The following is an 18869-nucleotide window of genomic DNA, read 5'->3' on the forward strand; positions in this document are numbered from 1 at the left end:
ATAGACTGGTTTTACTTAGACTTTGCCAGTTCCGTGAGCCATTTTTCGGTTTGCGCTTCGATAAAGGCTTTGTCTGTGATGACCCACTTAGACATGAGAACATGCATTCCATTTTCCACTGCTACTTTTTTGTTGAGAGGACTTGGTGATTTTTCCAAACCAAAATTTGTATATCCTTCTAACATTTTAGGAACACTGGCCGTTGGGTCTTGTTCTTTCTCAGATTTATAGTAGTACAAAAGTAATGCGGGAGAAGTCACTTTTCGAAATACTTCAGGAACTGCTGCATAGTTTTTTAAATCATTCACACCTACGAGTGCGGAGAAGTATTGTTCTGGATACCAAAAGTTATTTCTTTCGGGTAACACCTTAGGATTGTTATTGTGTGCTGAGGCTCTCACTTTTCCTTTCAGCAAATGGATGAAGGTAAGTCCCCCAGGATAGTTTAAAATATTCAAACTTCCATCTACTGGAGCGTAGAAGGGATTCGCCAGTACAAGTCCATCTACTTCTTCTGGGTATTCCGAAGCAAGCCAAGTCGCAAGGAGACCTCCCATGGAACTTCCAAACACCACCACTCTATCTCCTTGGGATTGCATCATATACAAAGCTTCACGAGAAGCATCTAAATAATTGGCAAAGGTTTGGTCTCTTTGGTCTTCTTTGTTGGTTCCATGACCTGGAAGACGAAGTAAGTAAGTATTGGCTTTAAATTTTTTTGCCAACTTTTCCATCACTTCTTCCCCTTCGGCACGAGAAGCTCCATATCCATGGATGTATAAAAAAGCGAGAGGAGTTTTTTTACCAAAACTAATATAACGTTCTTCGTTACCTGGTCTGTGGTTCTTTCTTTTGCTTTCTTGTAACTTCTCTTGGAAATAAACTTCAAAGTTCGCATAACTTAAGTTTGCTTTGGGTTCGTACTTTGGTCGCCCACTGCAAGAAACAAGGACAAAGGAAACAGTGATGAGGAAGACAGCAGACAGCTGCCTGAGGTTGTGGAATAAAGAACACGATTTAGCCATACAAATGGAAAATATTACAGTGTTTTTGCTTTCTTGTAAAGAGAGAAAAAACATTGGCATAGGAAGGGTCGTACGAAAAAAGGTAGTAAATACCCATTCTCAGAAGGAACATCCCGGAATGTATAGCCAATTCACAGAGCAACAACTTGAAATCAGAGATTTAGTTCGTAACTTCGTAAAAAAAGAAATCCCACATGAAGTAGCATTGCACTGGGATGAGAAGAACCAACACCCAACAGAACTCATCAATAAAATGCGTTCGGAACTAGGAATTAACGGTCTTGTCATTCCGGAAGAATACGGTGGATGGGGACTCGGCGCGATTGAACAGTGTTTAGCGATCGAAGAACTTTCAAGGGGATGCCTAGGGATCGCTCTAGGATTTGCTTACACTGGTCTTGGAATTCTTCCCATTCTAAAAGGTGCCACTCACGAACAAAAATTAAAATGGCTTCCAGAAATTGCGGACGGAAAGTTCGGAGTTTCTTTTTGTTTGTCTGAACCTGGTGCAGGTTCTGACGTTCCTGGTATGACCACTCGCGCTGAGAAAAAAGGCGACAAATGGATCATCAACGGAGCAAAACAATGGATCACTGGTGCATCTGATGCACAAGCCTTTACTGTATTTGCTTATACTGATAAAAACCGCGGAACACGTGGTGTATCTTGTTTCTACGTTCCACGTAGTGCCAAAGGTCTGACTGTTGGTAAAAAAGAAGACAAACTCGGAATCCGTGCTTCTTCTACTCACCAAGTGATTTTTGAAGATTGTGAAGTGGGTGAAGATGCTCTGGTCGGAAAAGAAAACCTAGGTTTCGTTTACGCTCTTCAAACTTTGAATGCTTCTCGTCCATTCGTAGCCGTTATGGGTGTAGGTGTGGCACAAGCCGCTCTTGACCATGCAGCACGTTACGCACGTGAAAGAGAGCAGTTCGGAGTGAAAATCGGAACTTTCCAAGCAGTGCAACACATGTTAGCTGATATGTCTATCAAAGTAGAAACTGCAAGAGAAATCACTTACAAAGCAGCTCGTCTTTCTGATGCAAACGATCCTAACCTTCCAAAATATTCTGCAATTGCAAAAGCATACGCATCTGAATGTGCAGTTCAGTGTGCTACTGATGCAGTGCAAATTTTTGGTGGATACGGATACACGAAAGAGTATCCAGTTGAGAAGTTAATGAGAGATTCTAAAATCCTCACTATCTTTGAAGGAACCACTCAAATCCAAAAAAATGAAATTGCAGCTTACGTAATTAAAGAAGCAGCATCTAAAAAAGACTAAGAGTTTCGAACCGAAATTCGGTCGAAAGGGAGCCTCCAGAGATGGGGGCTTTTTTTGTTCGGGTGGTACAGGTTGGATGTAGGTATCCCCGCCCTGAATTGGGTGGGGTGTGACCACCCGCCAGGCATTGACCGAATGATGTCTCATTAGAGGCCATTCCCCGTAAAATATCAAATTTAGAATCTCCTAATCTTCTTCCGATCTTATCCCCAAAAAATAAATGATAAGATCAATCGAACCTCACATAATATCTGATAGTTTACCACTTCTCACTACACGCGACCAATACCGTGTAACTAAATTCCTTACATGGAACAAAGGTGAGACGGTGACACCTAGAAGGTTCTTAAATTTTTTACAAGAACGTAAAAATTTAGGAATAAAATCCGCCACCCTTAGAGACGACAAAAACTCTGTTTTTCGAGCAATGAAAAAGGCAACCGTTGGAACCGAGTTAGGTTTTGCAATTGACGGTTTCAGAAAACAGCTAAACGAAGTTTTTCCAATTAAAGTTCCCAGAACTAGAGTTAGTGAATCTGACTTAATTACTCTAACAGAAATTCAAAGGATCAATAAGTTTGGAACTGCACGTCAAAAGTCTATCTCTCTTTTTCTTTGGACAACAGGAGTCAGAGCCGGGGATTTAGTAAGTATCAAACTAAAGGATTGTCGTCCTTTAGATAACAACCTAATTGAAATTAAATTATTAGGAAAGGGTGAAAAGAAACGGAATATTGTTATTCCAATTTCCCTCTTTCACCAAATCAGACAGACCTTTTGTGGTTACGTTTTCCTATTCGAAACTGTAAACAAAGATCAGTACAAACCTCACGCAATTTGGAAGATCGTTTCTGCTATTGGAAAGAAATATCTAGGACGAGATATTTACCCCCACCTCTTTCGACACACTTTCATAACAGATATGATCCGAGAAGGAAACGACATAGGAGCCGTTGCCGAGTTTGCAGGAAACACCGCTGAAGTGATTGCGAGAACTTATCTTCACTCTTCCTTAGATCGTTCGGCTATAACAAGACGTTTAGACAAAATTTGCGCATGATAAATATAGAAAAAGATGAACCTAAAAAGAAAGAAAATGAAGATCCTAAATCCTGCAAAAAATGCGGGGCTTCGAATGTTGAATTGTATCAATACGATATGTGTAAGGACTGTTTGTCGGACGAGTTTAAAAAAATGAAAATTGATTTAAAGGAAGCGAAAGTATTTCACTATGTCTGAGCTAGATAACCAAATACAAAAAGAACTTCAAAAAACAGTCCCCGCCGTTTACTACAATAGATTTTTCAGAGAGATGTCTTTAATCAAGATGACTGAATCAAAAATCATATTTGGACTCGATGGCACCGGAGCTATGTCAGCCAAACGACACATAGAAAATAAATACTTTGAGCTTCTTGATCTTGCAGTAGCAAACTCAGTAGGAAAAAGAAAAGTTGAACTTATTGTATTGGAAAAAATCGATACAACAAAACCAGTTAAAAAATCAGATAAGATCGATTATGATGGCGAAGTCCATAAATTAGAAACCTATATTAAGGAAAACACTGACATTCGTTACAATCTAGTTTCTCAAAATCTTGAGCATAAGCCTAAAGGTACTAAAAATTATCAGACGTGGTCTGATCGAGATTTCTCTGACTTATATGTCAACTTACGAAGGCTCAAGGAATATAAATATATTTCCAAAGATATGTTAATATCTATTTTGAATTCAAATTTTATTCCAAGCTTCCACCCAATTAAGGATTATTTAAGTTCACTAGAACCGTGGGATAAGAAGACGGACTGGATAGGGAAAGTGTGCTCATGTATTAAAGTATCGAATGAACTCGATTTTAGAAATTATTTAGAAAAATGGTGTGTAAGAGCCGTTTACTCTCTATTTAGTGAAAATGAGTTTCATCAAGAGCATTGTATTATCATACAATCGCCACAGGGTTGGTATAAATCAACATTCGTTCACGGTTTGATACCCAAGCAGTTAAAACCTTATTATAATTCAAGAATTCCCGAAAAATTAACGGCAACTGATCTAGTGGTCTCTGCCTCTAAAATCTGGATCTGGTTTCTCGACGAAATTGATAGAGTTACAAATAAGCGTGATGCCGCAGAACTCCGAGAATTTCTCTCACGACGAGGATCTTTAGAACGTAAGGCGTATGGACGAAACCAAGAGCATTTTACTCGAATATCAAATTTCATTGGTGCTTGCAATAAGGTGGAGTTCCTTGTTGATGATACAGGTAATCGCCGTTTTATCATTTTCTCGTTAGCCGAACCAATTCAGATAGATAAGTTTCAAAAGATTCCAATCGAAAAATTCTGGGCGCAAGTATTTCATCAATACAAAAAAATGCGCTGGAATCAGTTACATTGGAATGTCACCGAACAACGGCAAGTCGATGAAAATAACATCCAATATAACTATTCAAATAATGAATACGAGATTATTCTTAAATACTTTCGTCCCTTGCAGGAAATTGAATACGATGAAAAAAACAAAAACCATTTAAAGCTAAGTGCGACAGATATATATCTTTATATCAGCGAGAAACATCCAACCTTTAAAATGAGCACTACCTGGATTGGTAGAGGTTTAGTAAAAATGAACTTCGTGCGAGCCAAACTCGATAAAAACCACAGAGTATATTTGGTAAAAAAGACCGAAGACACTAAGACACTAGAGACACTATTTTTAAAAAAACGGCAGAGGAAAAATAAAAAATGAAACGTAGTATCAAACAGCAATTTAAGCAAGTTGATGAATTGTGGAATTTAAAGAACAAGTTAAGTATTTCAGAAGGTCAAGTAGATCTCATTAATAGAATAAGAGCCGCCAAAGAAGATCAGAATTTTAGTTTCGAACTTCAAATATACTTTCGTGGCAAAGACATCAGAGATCACCTTTTTCTTGCCGATCACTCTAAAGATTTATTGGTTTCTATACTATCTCATATCGAAACCAACATTCTTTCAAACCATGAATCTGATAAGAAAAATTTTGATGATATGTTTCAAGAATTCTTTGCCGAAGGTCTTGGTCTTCGATGAAAAGCCGTGATCTACACACAAACCTAGTTCAAAAAATCAATATGCCGGACTTTTGCAAGTTCTGTGACAGCTTCGCTGTGCATGAATACCAAGGACGTTTACTTTGCGAAGATCATTTCAATGAAGCATGTAATAAACTTCTAACATTTGGCCTTTATGGTTCTTTACTAAAATCTTAAAATTCGGAATTGGATCAATGAAAACAGGAACGAAAATTTTATTATTACCTATCCCTTCTTTGGCTCTCACCTTTATTTTTTTTAATCTTATCTTTGGTGAGGTTAAGGGTTGGGATCTATATGTTTGGATCTTCTTTCTTTTTATTACAATGGTTGTCATCGATATATTGGATTACTGGGTGAAGAGAGTATGAAGTTGAGACCAATTGAAGCCAGAATTCAAATATTGAAATCTCGATTAGAACATATAAACTTAGTAAAATCTGAGTTCGAGCTTTCTCGTTCCAATCCTAAAAATGAAAATCTTCGAACTAAAATTTTGGGTCAGCTAAAACATGATAAGTACATACATTTAAAAGAAATAAAAACACTCTCTGTAATTCTATCAGAACTCAACACAGAGAAAATAAAATCAATGGAGAACGAAATGAGACCACCCGTTCGTTTAGAAAAGTTAAATCAATTTATCGATGGTGAAGAACAATTTGAAGCTTTCATTCACGATCATGTTGTTGAAAGAGGAAGTTTCGAACAGTGCCAAAGGACGCTAAGAATGAACGGTGAATTCGTCACCAGAGGAAGCATTTATTCAAAGAATAAAGGAGATTCATCGGAGGTAATAAGATGAAAGATTACACAAAACTAGCAAAGGAATTTTCAAAGAAAGGAGTCAGATTGAATTCAAATTTGGATTCCTTCTTAATAGCCTTACAGAACGCAAAGGAACCAAACGAAGATCCTATCAGTCAATGGGATGCAATCCGTATTCTCCAAACTATGGTTTGGTTGGAATGGTGTCACACTTTTGGTCTTACGATTGTTTTAGATGTCGATGCAATCATCGACGAAGAATCTTTTAAAGAGGAAATGAAGTTAAGAGGTTATAATCCTACTCTTGGACTTTCAATGCACGAAGCAGTTAGGGAGAATCTAAACAATGAAGGAAATAACGCAAAAGAGCCAAAAGGAAATATTTCTGGAGATGACCTACGCACTGGATCTATTTCTAATGGGGCATCATTACTTCCCAAGGAATCAGAAGGCACGGATTCTGTTTCAAACGCTAATGGGAAGCCTATTGAAGCTAAAGGAGAAGCCCAAGATGGTAGCTCTAAAAGCGGTTGATCCTAAGTCGGCATATATGGACTCAAAAAATCTTGTACCAATTTGGAAAAGGGAAATAGAGAAGATTGATTTAGAAATTCAAGTGCTGGAAGGTGATCTAGAAACCGCAATCGATAACCTCAACTACATAAGAGACAAAAAATCAAAACTCAAAAAGCAAAAGGATATTGCTTTAAAAAAAGCGATGGAAGACCAGGTTCTCTTTCAATGAATGTGATTCGTTTGTATAAAGAGGAATTTATTCTCGACATTTACTACGATGTCGATCTTGGAAATACCCACGTAGCAGACCACGGAGTTACTGACTTGGAACTTTATGAGTTTTTTTCACTAGAAAAATACTTGGCGATAAAAAGAAAAGATGGTAGCTTTGAGGCTGTGGGAATGACTTCCAATCGCTCCTTAAAAGTGATTTTTAGAAATCAAAAAATGACAAAGAAACAAAAACATTTTTTTGTCATTACTGCTTGGGAGTATAAGCTAAGCAAAGATGAAACGGACGCTATCCGATCCAGGGAAGATTTATGAAAACAAAAGTTGCATTTAACATTGTAACCCCGACGAAAGCCGAGGACAAAAAGATAAAAAAGATCCTTTCCGATGTTGAAAAGAACAAGGATACTTTTGATTTATCTAAGGCAAAACATCCAGACGGGAAAGCGGTAAGGAAAAAAACAAAAAAAGCCTCTTGACTTAAACTCACCCTTACACCCCGAAATATCGATTATGCGAAAAATCGAAAAAGTCGGGGAATACACTCGAACTAGACAACCACTTTTAACTTACAAACAGACGGTAGCAGATTGTTTTGATCTTGCTCGTTTGTATTGGAAAGACCTACTCCTATTCAAAGCCAACGGCATACCATTGGAGGATTTATCTATTCGTGAGTTTTACGAATACATTAAGTCAATTCGGTACGTAAAAGATCCTTATAGAAAGGAACACGTAAGCAGACCAAAGATTCTATTGGAACGTGCTAATACAGACCATCCTTTTGATTGTGATGATAGATCCATCTTGTCGCTTAGTTTCTTTCTCCTTCAAAACAATTTAAAAGGAACAAAATTCAAAACAAGATTGGCTGTCACTGGACGATATGCAGTTCCCAAACATATCTACGTTGAATTCAAAGACGAAACCAATTTGGAAAGTCAATGGTCTCCTTATGATTGTACCTATCCTTGGAACAATTTTGGTAAAACTTTATACATTCCACAGTTCAAAAGGGTTTTTTATGAGGAAAACCATCCAGTTAAAAAACATTGATTCACTTTAAATATATATCATTAATTAGTATTAGGTTGTATTAGTTTAATACTTGTTAAGGTTTTAATCTTTTTCCTGTTTACAGTTTTTCATTTTATAAAGTGATTCTGTTAAGCGAAAATGTCACAAGTAGAATCAATTCGATTAGAGGGGGACGAAGCTCCCCCTCAATCGGTCAAAAATATTTTAGTAAGTTATGATTCAATTCTTCATGGAGAGGAAATTGATTCACCTTTGTTTTCAAACGAACCTGTCTTCCTTTCTGGAGACGATGGAGAAGAATATCTTCTCTTAGGTGAGGATGAAGATACAGGATATCTTGTCTATGGTTTCGAAGATGAAAACGGAGACGCTGTCCTTGTCTTTGGAGACGATGAAGGAAACGTACATGAATATGAAACCTTAGAAGGATTTAGCTTCAAAGGTTTCAAAGGTTTTAGTCTTCCAAAAATGCCGAAAATGAAACTCGGCAAACTTCCTAAAGTAAAATTCAAAGCTCCCAAAATCAAAACAAGCGGCTTAACTAAAGGATTTAGCAAAGTCGGTAAAGGAATCTCTAAAGGTGTTAGCAGCGTCGGCAAGGGACTATCCAAAGCCGGACAAGCATATACTAAATCAATCTCTGACATCGGTAAAGGAATCGGAAAAGGTGTCTCTTCACTTGCGAAAGGTGCAGGAGATATTTTGTCACAAGTTGCTGAAGGAGCAGGAAGCCTCCTTAGTCCTGACTCTGGAATGCCTGAAGAGGAACCAGAGGAAGAAGAAGAAGTCGAGGAAGAATACGAAGAGGAAATTCCATCGGAAGAATATTCAGAAGAAGAAAGTGAGCAATATTATGAAGAAGAGGAAGAAGAAATGAGTGGCGAACTTGGATTTGCACAATTTATTCCAATGGCGATGAGTGCAGCTTCGACCATTCAACAAAAGCAAGCTGCAAAGGGAGCCGCCAAAAAAGCATCAAAGCAAAAAGCTACGGATGCAATTCTTAAAGCTCTCTCTCAAACTAACAAGCCAGTGAAAATTAAAAAGGCCACTCCCACAAAAGCGGCAAGTATTAAAATAGCAAAGCCCACTTCAAGTGCTGCTTATGCAAGCGGTAGTTCAACTTCACGAGGGATCTTAGATTCTGAAATTACCCATAAGGTTGATAGTGATAGTAAAAACACCATCTTGTTAGTTGGTGTTGCTGTTGGTGCATTATTTTTATTTAAAAAATAAGTAAGTAGGTAAGCGAAAATGTTTGGAACAAAACGAAAAAAAAGAAGTCTTCCAAAGAAGCCGAAGGCTCCAAAGGCATCGGCTTCTATAGAAGTTTGGAAGCGTTATGCTGAACGAGTGAAGGCTTGGGAAGCGAAAGTGAAGGCAAAAACAGAGCCTTTAAAAAAGAAGAAAGCACTTATCAACCAAATTCGAAGTGCAGTGAACAAAGTTAAGGCGGCTTAATATGAGTTTTAAACAAAACGTCATGTCAGGAGCCAAACTTGGAGGAGCTGCTTTTGTTGGTTATGCTTTGAACCGATTTCTTTCTACGATGGAGTATTCCAAACAAATCATGAAAGAATCTCCAGAAACCGGAGCTGTAATTGTGTCCGCTGGTATAACAGTGGGAGCAATCAAATTCCAAGACAAGATTAAGGACAAACTAGTCCGAGTCGGTATCGTTGCTGGATCTGCATCCGCTACGCTTCATTTGGCAACTAGAATTCCAACGGTTCAAAATGCCCTTCCTGCTGGTGTTGTAAGTGCGTTAGCCGGTGAAACCGATGAATACATCGAAGTATCTGGAGAAGAGGCAGAAAACCAAATCAATGCGGAAGTTGATCGAAGAATTCAACAAGCATTCAACGAAGGAAAGATTCAATATCTTGCTCCAAGCGAAAGTTCGGAAGTTGGTGAGTCAGAACCAGTTTATGAGTTTGGTAACGATGAATTCGAGGAAGAAGAAGAAGTCTCCGGTGCTGAATCGGTCTTCGACCTCGTGTAAATGATTTCAAAAAGCGAAAATAGGTAAGCGAAAAATGCAAACACAACAACAACCGACACAAGCACGTGTTAATAAAAATTCAAATGCGAGAAAGACAGTTCAATCTGAAATTTCTCTTCTTATGCAAAAGGGAGGAATCCCAATTGAGCTTCATTCAACTGCTAAATTGGCCACTGGTGATAAATCATTTGGTTTCTTTGCTGGTAATGAAGACCGGGCAAACTATGGCCATCTAGCTCACTATGGTCTTGGTGGTAAAAACCCTATCGAGTCTCAAAAAGGGAAACTCGTAGGGTTTCAAGTAGAGTTACATGGGCCTGACTTTGCAGCGTTAAACCTTGCAGGTGACGGAACCTACAATGTTTTAGATGCGGCAAACAAACTAATCAATATGATTCGATTCAGAATCACAAAGAACAAAACAGTTCTTCGTGAAGGATCTTTCAAATCGATCATTGACCCTCTTCCTAGAATTTTGAAGCCTTCCAAGGTTGGAACTGGAATTGAAAACGGTCTGGTTGCTGTAAGTGCAGTAGAAACTCAAACAGGAAACATCGAAGAAAGAAACTCTGGTTTAAGAGTACTTTATCTTCCAGTGGATTTTTCAAACAACGATTCCTTTGTTTTTGAAGCATGGCTACCATCTCAAAGTGGTGGTGTTGATGCAGCATTGAATAACCACCTTTTGGTTGTTACTGCACTCGGTGTGGAATTCCCAAAATAAACGTTTCTAAAGAAACTAATTCAATTTAAAGACCGGTGAAGAGCCGGTCTTTGCAACGGTAAGCGAAAAAATGAATACTAAAGTAAATTACAAAGGCAATGACTATACAGTGTTAGCCGGGATGAATAAAACAGTCAGTCCCGTGAATGGAGATAGCTATACAAAGGCTATGACTATCGAAAACAACACGAACAAAGATGGAAGAGTTATTGGTGTTATATTAAGATACAAAGGTGAAATTGATGACGTTTGTATAGAATTCAAAACTTCTAAAACAAAAAACAATCCTCCGATTTCTGGAGACCTTGCCCTAGCTGTTTTGGGTTCAAAGATTTCACCAAACTTTTCTACTCCTGCATTTCAAATATTCCCATTTCCTGGTGATGGAATTTTAATTACAAAAAATCTTGCAATCGAAATTCACTTAAAGACTTGGGCTATTCCTGTTCCGGAAAGAAGCGTAATGATAGCACTTCTTATGGAAGAATTGGACGACTCGAAGGAAGTGGTTCAGAAAAAATAATGGAACGTCGAATTTCCCATCCATTTTCATTTACGCAAGACTATCGAGCTTCTTCGGAATTACCTCCGCCGATTTATACGGAGACTTTCAGTATTGGAAAAATCGATATTGAAAAAGAAAAGAAATTGGTGATACGAAACGCACTTGTTCAGAGTTATTTTTTTAGATCAACTCAGGCACTTTCGAACCCGGTGACTCTTGCCATTGTGTTAGCCGATAATTTAGAAGAAGTTCTAAATGACGGTTTTACAAAGTTAGTTGATTATGGATCGGGAATCTTTGCTCCTGAAAACAATATCCCAGCAAACTCTCCATTTCCAGAATTAAGTGTTGCTGATAAAATTTCTAGAATGCCAACGATTGTTTGTTATGAGGACATTTTAGAATATGAAGATTATATCGATGAAGAGAATTTCTCAAACCCTCAATATGATTTTGCTTCTGCTTCAAAACTTTTAATCGGTAACACTTTAGTAGATACCTTTCTTTTAAATGGAACTCCTTATCCTGTCCCCGGAGATATTCCGATCAAAAACCCAAATGGAAAGAGTTTTCTATATTTCTTTCCTTATACTGCAAAGTGCCAAAGAACAAGGGTCGCAATGAGTGGTCGTATCAATTTTTCAATCGTTTCCCTCTCTGATGAAGATGAGGAGGAATAAAGTATGTCGAAACAGATTTATTCCGCTTGGTTAGATTGGCCAGTCGGTGGAGAAATTTTTGCAAACATATATGCTACTGATTGGGAAAACGAATACGCTGATTTAGCGGAAGTTTCCGATTTAGATGATCTAAGAGAAGACATCTTAGATCAGTTTAACGAACTTACAGAAAGGTTCGATAGACTTGCTCATGGTGAAGCACCTTCTCAAGATTCAAGGAATGGTCATAGGAAGTATCTATGGGAATTCTTTGAACTTATTTCAACCGATCAAATCGACGGGTACAAACAACAAATGCAATTTTTTTCCAATGCACTTGGAGAAAAGATCAATGGTTTAGATTCAGACAGTTCAACTGGAATAGTTATTTCAAATGCAAATCCAGTAAGACCTCGCATTGTACAAAATAAACCTAAATGGGAAAACGTTCAATTAAAGCCGGAAGGCTTTCCTCCTGCACATCACACACATACAAAAACAGATATTACCGACTTAGGTGAATTAGGTGGAGGGGTTTCATCTTGGAACGATCTAACAGATAAACCAACAGTTTTCCCTCCAAGTAATCATAATCATAATTGGCCTGATATTAATGGAAAGCCTGCTTCATTTCCTCCGAGTTCTCATGGACACGATTGGGATGAGGTATCAGGAAAGCCCTCTTCGTTTCCAGCAAGTCCTCATGGTCACGCTTGGGAAGATATATCGGGAAAACCTTCAACATTTCCTCCTACAGCTCACAACCATACACAAGCAAACATCTTAGGGCTTCCTGCTCTTTTAGCTAGTTTACAATCTCAAATTGATACTCTCTCCGGAGGTGGGTCCACTAACGAGGCAATCAAAGCATTTGCTGGATGGTTTGCAGATCATTGGATAATTAGATCAGGTTTAGTTGATAACAATTGGTATTCAATTTGTTGGTCTCCTGAAAGAGAAATCTTTGTAGCCGTAGCTGCTTCTGGAACAGGCAACAGAGTTATGACCTCTCCGGATGGCATCACATGGACCATAAGAACAAGTGCTGCAGATAACGGGTGGTATTCAGTTTGTTGGTCACCAAAGAGAGGAATCTTTGTAGCTGTTTCATATAACGGAACAGGCAACAGAGTTATGACCTCTCCAGATGGAATAACTTGGACAATAAGAACAAGTGCTGCAGATAATCAATGGTGGTCAGTTTGTTGGTCTGAGGAAAACGAAATCTTTGTAGCTGTAGCTGGCACTGGAACAGGTAACAGAGTTATGACCTCTCCGGATGGCATTACATGGACTTCTCAAGTCAGTGCTGCAGATAATCAATGGTATTCAGTTTGCTGGTCACCAAAGAGAGGAATCTTTGTTGCTGTTTCAAGTGATGGAATAGGCAACAGAGTTATGACCTCTCCGGATGGCATCACATGGACCATAAGAACAAGTGCTGCAGATAATCAATGGAAATCAGTTTGTTGGTCTGAGGAAAAAGAAATCTTTGTTGCTGTTTCAGTTTCTGGAATAGGTAACAGAGTCATGACCTCTCCAGACGGTATAACTTGGACTTCTCGAATAACACCAAACGTAGGAAATAGTTGGCAATCAGTTTGCTATGCTCCTAAACTTGGCCTCTTCGTTGCTGTTGCTATTTCTGGCACTGACAAAGTCATGACTTCACCTGATGGTATAAACTGGACACAACGATCAACACCTACAGATGGAAGTTCCTGGTATTCAGTTTGTTGGTCTCCAAAGTTAGGAACATTAGTAGCTGTTTGCCATATAGGAAATAAAGTTATGACAACTAGAACAGGTTTAGGGGCAGGTCACTTATAATGGAAATCGGCTTCCAAGAGTTAGTTGGTGCAGTAACAGGTATTTCTATTTACTATGTAAATTCACAAGTAAATCAGAAGCTCTCTAATTTCAAAGAAGAGTTAAACGAAAAAATCCAATCCAACACTGACAAGATTACTGAAGTAAAATCAGAGCATGATCGCAACAATGATAAGGTCATGTCTGAACTTTCAACTCTAAATAGAAATTTAGAAAGAACTGAAACCACCATGAGAAAGTTCTCTGATGAGTCTTCAGCTACAAGAGATTTAGTTTTAAAAATATATGAACAAATAATGGTCGGGCTTGAAAAGAAGCCAACTAGTAAAGGAAAGCGAAAATGAGCAATGTAAACTATTATCCAAATCGATTTCTTGAAACAATGCCAACGGAATCTTTAATTCCGGGATGGGATGTTCCATGGATACCAAACAGTAAAAACAGCGTTCCGCGTTATGCGTTGGATTACTCGTTAAGCGGAGTAACACAACCGATTGGCTTTGATATTGATACTTTCAACTATTTAAGCCAATTCAAAGGCTTTAAGCACAATGCAGAATTGAAACGACTTTCTTTTGTTGTAAAGAAGGAAACTGTCTTTCGGAAAACTCTTGCTTCTACTCTTTTTTCAACAGATCAAGAGATCCAGAAATTTAGAGAAACAATCTTATCAAAACATACTTCTTTGAATCAGTTGAAAGAGTATGTATTTGAAGAAGGCGGTTTAGTTGATCCCATCCGAACCATTGCAGATACAACCGGAACCAAAAAAGAAGAAGTCAAAGATGGATTAAAATACGGAACCTATGCAGCAGTTGGTTTCGGTCTTTTTCTTTTACTTAGAAAGTAAATGAGTTTAGAAGTAACACAGGCTAACAATTCAATTGAACTAGTTACTTCTAGACTTCAATCATTTTGGAAGGATTTAAAGAAAGCTATTCCAGAGGCGGAATTGTTTGAAACCAAAAGATCAAACGAAAGACAAACCTATCTTTATTCTTTGGGGAGAACGAGATCCGGAGAGATCGTAACTTATGCAACAGCCGGAAATTCTCCACATAATCATGGTTTGGCTTTTGATATAAGGAATGTCAATTTTACAAACAGAGAAAAAGACATTAGAGAGTTACTGAGTAAAAACTCTGATATAGCCTGGGGAATGGATTTTTGGAGAATCGACACTAAAACAAAGAAGAAAGTAAAATTCCCAGATTCAGCTCATTTTCAAATCAAAGGTTGGAGAAGATTTGTTCCAGGACTCAATGGCAAGATTATCTTCCCTATCGTAGCAGTTATTGGAATTTCAATTTATAGTTTAAGAGGTAAGCGAAAATGAAAGGTCGAGTTTATGTTTATGTACCAACAAACAAGAAGTACAACTACCCAAAAGTAGAAGGACTATTGTATAACACTCAAGAGAAGAGATTTTCTTTTCTATCTGAAGTCGATGTAAATGGAAAAGCAATCGGAGAAACTGCCGGTAAAGCTATCAGAGATTTTCAAACAATGAATCCGGGTGTTGGAATTATTAAAGTTGAAACAAAACCAATTTCAACTACAACCACTACAACCCAAACCCCACCAAAGGCAAACGTGACCACAAATCAAACGAACGCTAAAGAGAAATCTGGTTCAAGTGTTCTTTTGGTAATAGCAGCGATTGCAGCCGGTTTTTTCTTCTAGTTAAAAGATGGATTCATTTACAGATCATCTTTTAACGGAAACAGATTATCTTTCTCAAAGAGATAATATAAATCCTTACACCATCGAGGACGGAAAAGTTTTTGATAAAAAAGGAAAGTATCTTTTTGATTTAGAAGACTTTGAAAAATACGAACACCTACTCTATGATCGAGTTACAAAGTGTTTTATATCTGCTGGTTCCATGTTCTGTGGATTCTTACACGAAAGAAGAATTATCAAAACTATTGTCGATGAAGTCGCATATGAACTTGCATTAGACAAAGTAATGAAAAAGGGAGAAACAAGATTCCTTTGGGCAGTTCATAAAAGACTGATGAACGAGGTCATTCTAAAGGATTCAGATTTCATGTTTGATTTTGAAAAGGCTACTCTTTCAGCAATCCAAAAGATTATGAAGAAAGGAGATCCTTTGATGATTTCACTTTACATAAAGGATTGGTATCCTTCAGGAAAAGGTCATCTAACATTTGGAAGTGGATACAGAGAAGACTTAAATGGAAAACTACTTGGTTTTAAATTAAAAGATCCATTCGGAAAACTTTTAACTAATTACAAGGACCATGACGGGGACAATTCTTTCATTCCACTTCCGGACTTTAAGAAGGCAATCAATGGTCCATCGAAAGCACCTTGTCACATTGGTTTTTTACAGGAAAAAAAATGAAAAGCGAAAACAAAATTTTAAACTTCTTACAAAAGTTCGGGATTGCAATTTTCTTTTTAGGATTTATTGCCGATGCAGTTCTTCAGTATTTTGAACGTGCTCCGGAAGTGAAAATCCTTGGAGATAATTCTTTTCCGGCTTTTTGGTCTTTGTCTATATTGGGAATCATGTTTATTGCTTCTCCAATTTACCCGACTGCTTGGGAAAAGTGGCGAACTCGGAATTCTTTTGGTACGTGGCCACAACTGAAGAGGAAAAGAAAATGAAAATATTCATTTGTTTATTTATTTTCTTTTTTGGTTGTCTTAGCGTTCCTCAGAACCCATCTTCTAAGCCCCTGACAAGCCTTCTACGCAGCTCTGCAAAGGAAAAGAAGGATCTAGGTGACCAAAAGACTTCCGAGCTTCTAGAAGCGGCAGCCGATACAATTGACTCCTCTGATGAGAATGCACGTATTGCAATTGCAAACCAAGCAAGCACAGCAAAGGAAAATTCGGATCTTCAAAGGGATGCGGGTTTTACAGATGGATTAAAAGCATTGAGAAACTGGTCTATCATTGCACTTTCTCTAATTGTTCTAATCCTAGGATTGTATGCTTATATAAAAGGCAAAATCAAAATACCTTTTTTACCTTCGCCTTAAAAAGCTATTCATCTCCGGAGACAGAACTCCGGAGAGTCTCCGCACTAATATTCAATTTTAAAATTTCCTCTAGATATTCTATCTCTTTCAAATCGAAAGAGTTCTTTTCCTTTTTATCTTTCAAAAACTTTATTCGCCTATCGTATGTATATTGATAATCACTTGTCTTATGTAGAATAGATCCTAAGACATCCGAGTGCGTTGGATTAAATCCATTCTGTTTTATAAATTCCTTCCTATATTCTTCCCATGATAAAACTAAATTATGTTCGCTTAAACGTGCTTGGATCTTGATAGAATTTCTCATAGCACTTTCTTAATATTTACTTTTCTCTTGACAAGCCTTATAAAAATCATTCATTCACTTAATATGTACTTTGTGGTCACTTGGTTTTTACTTGGTAATCACTTAGTTTTCACAAAGATACTACAAAAAACTAAGCGAAAAGGTAGAAAATTTGTATGGTTGATTCAGACGATGCGTTCCGCAAAATGAAAACTCTTTATGGAAAAAGGAAAAACGAGTTTCCTGATTCCGATTATACTTTAGAATTATTCACAGAAAAAAACAAAGTAGTGATAAAAGGTGAAGATATTCCAACTTCCTTCCCAGTTATCAATAGAAACTTAGAAAATCCTCATTTCATTAACTATGAACTAAAGAAAGATGGAAATGTAATTGGCTCTGGAATATTGAAAGAGTTTAGTCCTATTGAAAAAAAGCAAGAGGAAGCTACTAGCCCACAACTTCCAACTACTCCTCTAGATATTATGAAAGCCACGTTTGAAATGAATCGTGTTTATTCTGAAGACTTAGAGAGAGTGACTAGAAAGTATTCTGACAAGTTCGCTGAATACGATAAGGAAGTAGAACAAAGGATCAACAAACAAAAAGAAAATTTGAATGAAAAACTTGATTCTGTTGAGTATGCAAATAAACGAAGAATGGAAATCCAAAATGAAGAGTTTGGATTGGAAAGAAAGCGTTGGGAATTGGAGAAAGAACAAATTCTTGCTCGCAAGAGGATAAGAGAAGATCGATTCCGCTTTACAGATGTTTTAGGAAAAGTTGCTGAAGGTGCAATGGAAGCTCTTTCCGCAGATCCAGAAAAATCGGTAAATCTATTGGTTACCGGAGTAAAATTTTTAGGTAAGGCTTGGAGGGGTGAATCTTTCGAAGCTGAAATTCCATCATCATGAAAAAGAAATTTCCTTTAGGTCGTATTGCAATTGCTATATCAAAGGCAATACTTAAAGAAGGAACTCCTTACTTATTAAAAAAGATAGATCCGAATCTTAAAAAGGAAATAGAAAAGTTCCAGTTGCATAAAAAGCAAGTGGAACGGCAAGAAAAGATTCGGAACAAGTTATTTCCAAATGCAATTGAAGTAAAAGAATATCAGGTAACAGAAAATGACGAACGAAGAGAAAATATCTAAATTGGTTTTAGTAATGGATAAAGTAGAAAAGTTTGTATCTGCTAAAATGCCGGGTTCAGCTTTATTTAGTCCTGAATTGAAATTTATTAGGAATGAGATTAAGGATCTAAAAAGTAGCTGTAATCTTTCCTAACTCCTATCGTCAAACGGAAGTTATGAAAGACAGAATTAAAAATCTAAAATTAAAACTATTGAAACAATATTCCGAGCTAGATGATTCTCGGTTGGATGATTCAATGTATGCGACAATTAGACAAGGGATGATTTTGGAATTTCTGAAAGAACTAGATGAACTAGTGAAAGTAAAATAATAGCAGGTATCGTTTGGAAATGGAAGCGAACCTGGTTGGTATTGAAGGTGCAAATTTGGGATACTGGGTTCAAAATACAATAACAGTTTTTGTAAACGAAGAGATAGAATTCTTCGATCAGAAATTGAAATCGATTCTACTAACAAACGATGAAATCAATGACGAAATTCGTCCTTCTAACATAAGCGAAAGACTCAAAGGATCTAAAGGGGAATGTATTTGCATTTCCGGCATTTTAAACACTACGGGAAAAGATGACCTTTTTGAACCTTGCTTAAAACTATCCATAGAACTCCAAACAAAGGTTATTCTATCTTCTTTCGACATGCAGAAAGATACAATTTTTTACTGCCTAATAGACGAAGGTTTAGTTTTGGTGAGGAATGAAACACAGTTTTAAGCATTCCACCTAACGCCTAAATCAAAAAAACGATTTTGTGTAGTACCGGAA

The 18869-nt window shown here is 37.4% G+C and carries 29 protein-coding genes; 28 read left to right on the forward strand and 1 reads right to left on the reverse strand.

Going from position 1 to position 18869, the window contains the following annotated elements:
• Positions 1 to 11 precede the first annotated feature (11 nt).
• Entirely contained in the window at positions 12 to 1085 is a 1074-nt protein-coding gene (locus LEP1GSC203_RS08000) for an alpha/beta hydrolase (RefSeq protein ID WP_002973535.1), read from the reverse strand.
• Between the two features lie 58 nt (positions 1086 to 1143).
• Here LEP1GSC203_RS08000 and LEP1GSC203_RS08005 point away from each other — a divergent pair, with 58 nt between their 5' ends.
• From LEP1GSC203_RS08005 to LEP1GSC203_RS08140, 28 genes are all read left to right on the forward strand, one after another.
• Entirely contained in the window at positions 1144 to 2310 is a 1167-nt protein-coding gene (locus tag LEP1GSC203_RS08005; protein WP_002973371.1) for an acyl-CoA dehydrogenase family protein, read from the forward strand.
• A gap of 220 nt (positions 2311 to 2530) precedes the next feature.
• Entirely contained in the window at positions 2531 to 3370 is an 840-nt protein-coding gene (locus LEP1GSC203_RS08010) for a tyrosine-type recombinase/integrase (protein WP_002973448.1), read from the forward strand.
• Between the two features lie 171 nt (positions 3371 to 3541).
• Positions 3542 to 5059, forward strand: a complete 1518-nt coding sequence (locus LEP1GSC203_RS08020) for a VapE domain-containing protein (protein ID WP_002973261.1) — start codon at positions 3542 to 3544, stop codon at positions 5057 to 5059.
• Positions 5056 to 5382: a hypothetical protein gene (locus LEP1GSC203_RS08025; protein ID WP_002973329.1), complete on the forward strand. Its 327-nt coding sequence runs from the start codon at positions 5056 to 5058 to the stop codon at positions 5380 to 5382. The genes LEP1GSC203_RS08020 and LEP1GSC203_RS08025 overlap by 4 nt, the downstream gene beginning before the upstream one ends.
• 196 nt (positions 5383 to 5578) lie before the next feature.
• Positions 5579 to 5755, forward strand: a complete 177-nt coding sequence (locus tag LEP1GSC203_RS19760) for a hypothetical protein (RefSeq protein WP_002973428.1) — start codon at positions 5579 to 5581, stop codon at positions 5753 to 5755.
• The gene (locus tag LEP1GSC203_RS08030; RefSeq protein WP_002973247.1) at positions 5752 to 6189 is read left to right on the forward strand and encodes a protein kinase family protein; all 438 of its coding nucleotides are present in this window, start codon (positions 5752 to 5754) and stop codon (positions 6187 to 6189) included. Before LEP1GSC203_RS19760 ends, LEP1GSC203_RS08030 begins: the two co-directional genes overlap by 4 nt.
• Entirely contained in the window at positions 6186 to 6686 is a 501-nt protein-coding gene (locus LEP1GSC203_RS08035; protein WP_002973318.1) for a hypothetical protein, read from the forward strand. Before LEP1GSC203_RS08030 ends, LEP1GSC203_RS08035 begins: the two co-directional genes overlap by 4 nt.
• A complete protein-coding gene (locus LEP1GSC203_RS08040; protein ID WP_002973336.1) occupies positions 6664 to 6897 on the forward strand; it encodes a hypothetical protein in 234 nt (77 codons plus the stop codon). The genes LEP1GSC203_RS08035 and LEP1GSC203_RS08040 overlap by 23 nt, the downstream gene beginning before the upstream one ends.
• Positions 6894 to 7214 carry a hypothetical protein gene (locus LEP1GSC203_RS08045; RefSeq protein WP_002973344.1) on the forward strand — a complete coding sequence of 107 codons (321 nt, stop codon included), beginning with the start codon at positions 6894 to 6896 and terminating at the stop codon, positions 7212 to 7214. Before LEP1GSC203_RS08040 ends, LEP1GSC203_RS08045 begins: the two co-directional genes overlap by 4 nt.
• Positions 7211 to 7378, forward strand: a complete 168-nt coding sequence (locus LEP1GSC203_RS19765; protein WP_002973365.1) for a hypothetical protein — start codon at positions 7211 to 7213, stop codon at positions 7376 to 7378. The genes LEP1GSC203_RS08045 and LEP1GSC203_RS19765 overlap by 4 nt, the downstream gene beginning before the upstream one ends.
• Positions 7379 to 7412: 34 nt before the next feature.
• A complete protein-coding gene (locus tag LEP1GSC203_RS08050; RefSeq protein ID WP_002973422.1) occupies positions 7413 to 7955 on the forward strand; it encodes a hypothetical protein in 543 nt (180 codons plus the stop codon).
• A 120-nt stretch (positions 7956 to 8075) separates the two neighbouring features.
• Entirely contained in the window at positions 8076 to 9173 is a 1098-nt protein-coding gene (locus tag LEP1GSC203_RS19430; RefSeq protein WP_002973378.1) for a hypothetical protein, read from the forward strand.
• Positions 9174 to 9191: 18 nt separating this feature from the next.
• Positions 9192 to 9398: a hypothetical protein gene (locus tag LEP1GSC203_RS08060; protein ID WP_002973319.1), complete on the forward strand. Its 207-nt coding sequence runs from the start codon at positions 9192 to 9194 to the stop codon at positions 9396 to 9398.
• Between the two features lies 1 nt (position 9399).
• A complete protein-coding gene (locus LEP1GSC203_RS08065) occupies positions 9400 to 9939 on the forward strand; it encodes a hypothetical protein (RefSeq protein WP_002973358.1) in 540 nt (179 codons plus the stop codon).
• Positions 9940 to 9973: 34 nt separating this feature from the next.
• Entirely contained in the window at positions 9974 to 10663 is a 690-nt protein-coding gene (locus LEP1GSC203_RS08070; protein ID WP_002973433.1) for a hypothetical protein, read from the forward strand.
• Positions 10664 to 10733: 70 nt separating this feature from the next.
• A complete protein-coding gene (locus LEP1GSC203_RS08075) occupies positions 10734 to 11186 on the forward strand; it encodes a hypothetical protein (protein ID WP_002973415.1) in 453 nt (150 codons plus the stop codon).
• The gene (locus LEP1GSC203_RS08080; RefSeq protein WP_002973492.1) at positions 11186 to 11848 is read left to right on the forward strand and encodes a hypothetical protein; all 663 of its coding nucleotides are present in this window, start codon (positions 11186 to 11188) and stop codon (positions 11846 to 11848) included. The genes LEP1GSC203_RS08075 and LEP1GSC203_RS08080 overlap by 1 nt, the downstream gene beginning before the upstream one ends.
• Before the next feature lie 3 nt (positions 11849 to 11851).
• Positions 11852 to 13657, forward strand: coding sequence for a WD40/YVTN/BNR-like repeat-containing protein (locus LEP1GSC203_RS19435; RefSeq protein WP_002973308.1), 1806 nt, complete (start codon positions 11852 to 11854; stop codon positions 13655 to 13657).
• Positions 13657 to 14001, forward strand: coding sequence for a hypothetical protein (locus tag LEP1GSC203_RS08090; protein ID WP_002973227.1), 345 nt, complete (start codon positions 13657 to 13659; stop codon positions 13999 to 14001). Before LEP1GSC203_RS19435 ends, LEP1GSC203_RS08090 begins: the two co-directional genes overlap by 1 nt.
• Entirely contained in the window at positions 13998 to 14507 is a 510-nt protein-coding gene (locus tag LEP1GSC203_RS08095) for a hypothetical protein (RefSeq protein ID WP_002973549.1), read from the forward strand. Before LEP1GSC203_RS08090 ends, LEP1GSC203_RS08095 begins: the two co-directional genes overlap by 4 nt.
• Positions 14508 to 14993, forward strand: coding sequence for a M15 family metallopeptidase (locus LEP1GSC203_RS08100; RefSeq protein WP_002973454.1), 486 nt, complete (start codon positions 14508 to 14510; stop codon positions 14991 to 14993).
• On the forward strand, positions 14990 to 15340 hold the full coding sequence (locus LEP1GSC203_RS08105; RefSeq protein ID WP_002973366.1) for a hypothetical protein: 351 nt from the start codon (positions 14990 to 14992) through the stop codon (positions 15338 to 15340). The genes LEP1GSC203_RS08100 and LEP1GSC203_RS08105 overlap by 4 nt, the downstream gene beginning before the upstream one ends.
• Before the next feature lie 7 nt (positions 15341 to 15347).
• Positions 15348 to 16025 carry a hypothetical protein gene (locus tag LEP1GSC203_RS08110; protein WP_002973283.1) on the forward strand — a complete coding sequence of 226 codons (678 nt, stop codon included), beginning with the start codon at positions 15348 to 15350 and terminating at the stop codon, positions 16023 to 16025.
• 262 nt (positions 16026 to 16287) lie between these two features.
• Complete coding sequence (locus tag LEP1GSC203_RS08120) at positions 16288 to 16668, forward strand: hypothetical protein (RefSeq protein WP_002973481.1); 381 nt, start codon at positions 16288 to 16290, stop codon at positions 16666 to 16668.
• A 462-nt stretch (positions 16669 to 17130) separates the two neighbouring features.
• Positions 17131 to 17868: a hypothetical protein gene (locus LEP1GSC203_RS08130; protein WP_002973287.1), complete on the forward strand. Its 738-nt coding sequence runs from the start codon at positions 17131 to 17133 to the stop codon at positions 17866 to 17868.
• The gene (locus LEP1GSC203_RS08135) at positions 17865 to 18107 is read left to right on the forward strand and encodes a hypothetical protein (protein ID WP_002973392.1); all 243 of its coding nucleotides are present in this window, start codon (positions 17865 to 17867) and stop codon (positions 18105 to 18107) included. The genes LEP1GSC203_RS08130 and LEP1GSC203_RS08135 overlap by 4 nt, the downstream gene beginning before the upstream one ends.
• 155 nt (positions 18108 to 18262) lie before the next feature.
• Positions 18263 to 18418 (forward strand): hypothetical protein, encoded by a 156-nt coding sequence (locus LEP1GSC203_RS19770; RefSeq protein WP_002973324.1) that lies wholly within the window; start codon positions 18263 to 18265, stop codon positions 18416 to 18418.
• Positions 18419 to 18437: 19 nt separating this feature from the next.
• Positions 18438 to 18818: a hypothetical protein gene (locus LEP1GSC203_RS08140; RefSeq protein ID WP_002973257.1), complete on the forward strand. Its 381-nt coding sequence runs from the start codon at positions 18438 to 18440 to the stop codon at positions 18816 to 18818.
• Positions 18819 to 18869 lie beyond the last annotated feature (51 nt).

It is taken from the genome of Leptospira terpstrae serovar Hualin str. LT 11-33 = ATCC 700639 (assembly GCF_000332495.1).
GTDB classification, from domain to species: domain Bacteria; phylum Spirochaetota; class Leptospiria; order Leptospirales; family Leptospiraceae; genus Leptospira_A; species Leptospira_A terpstrae.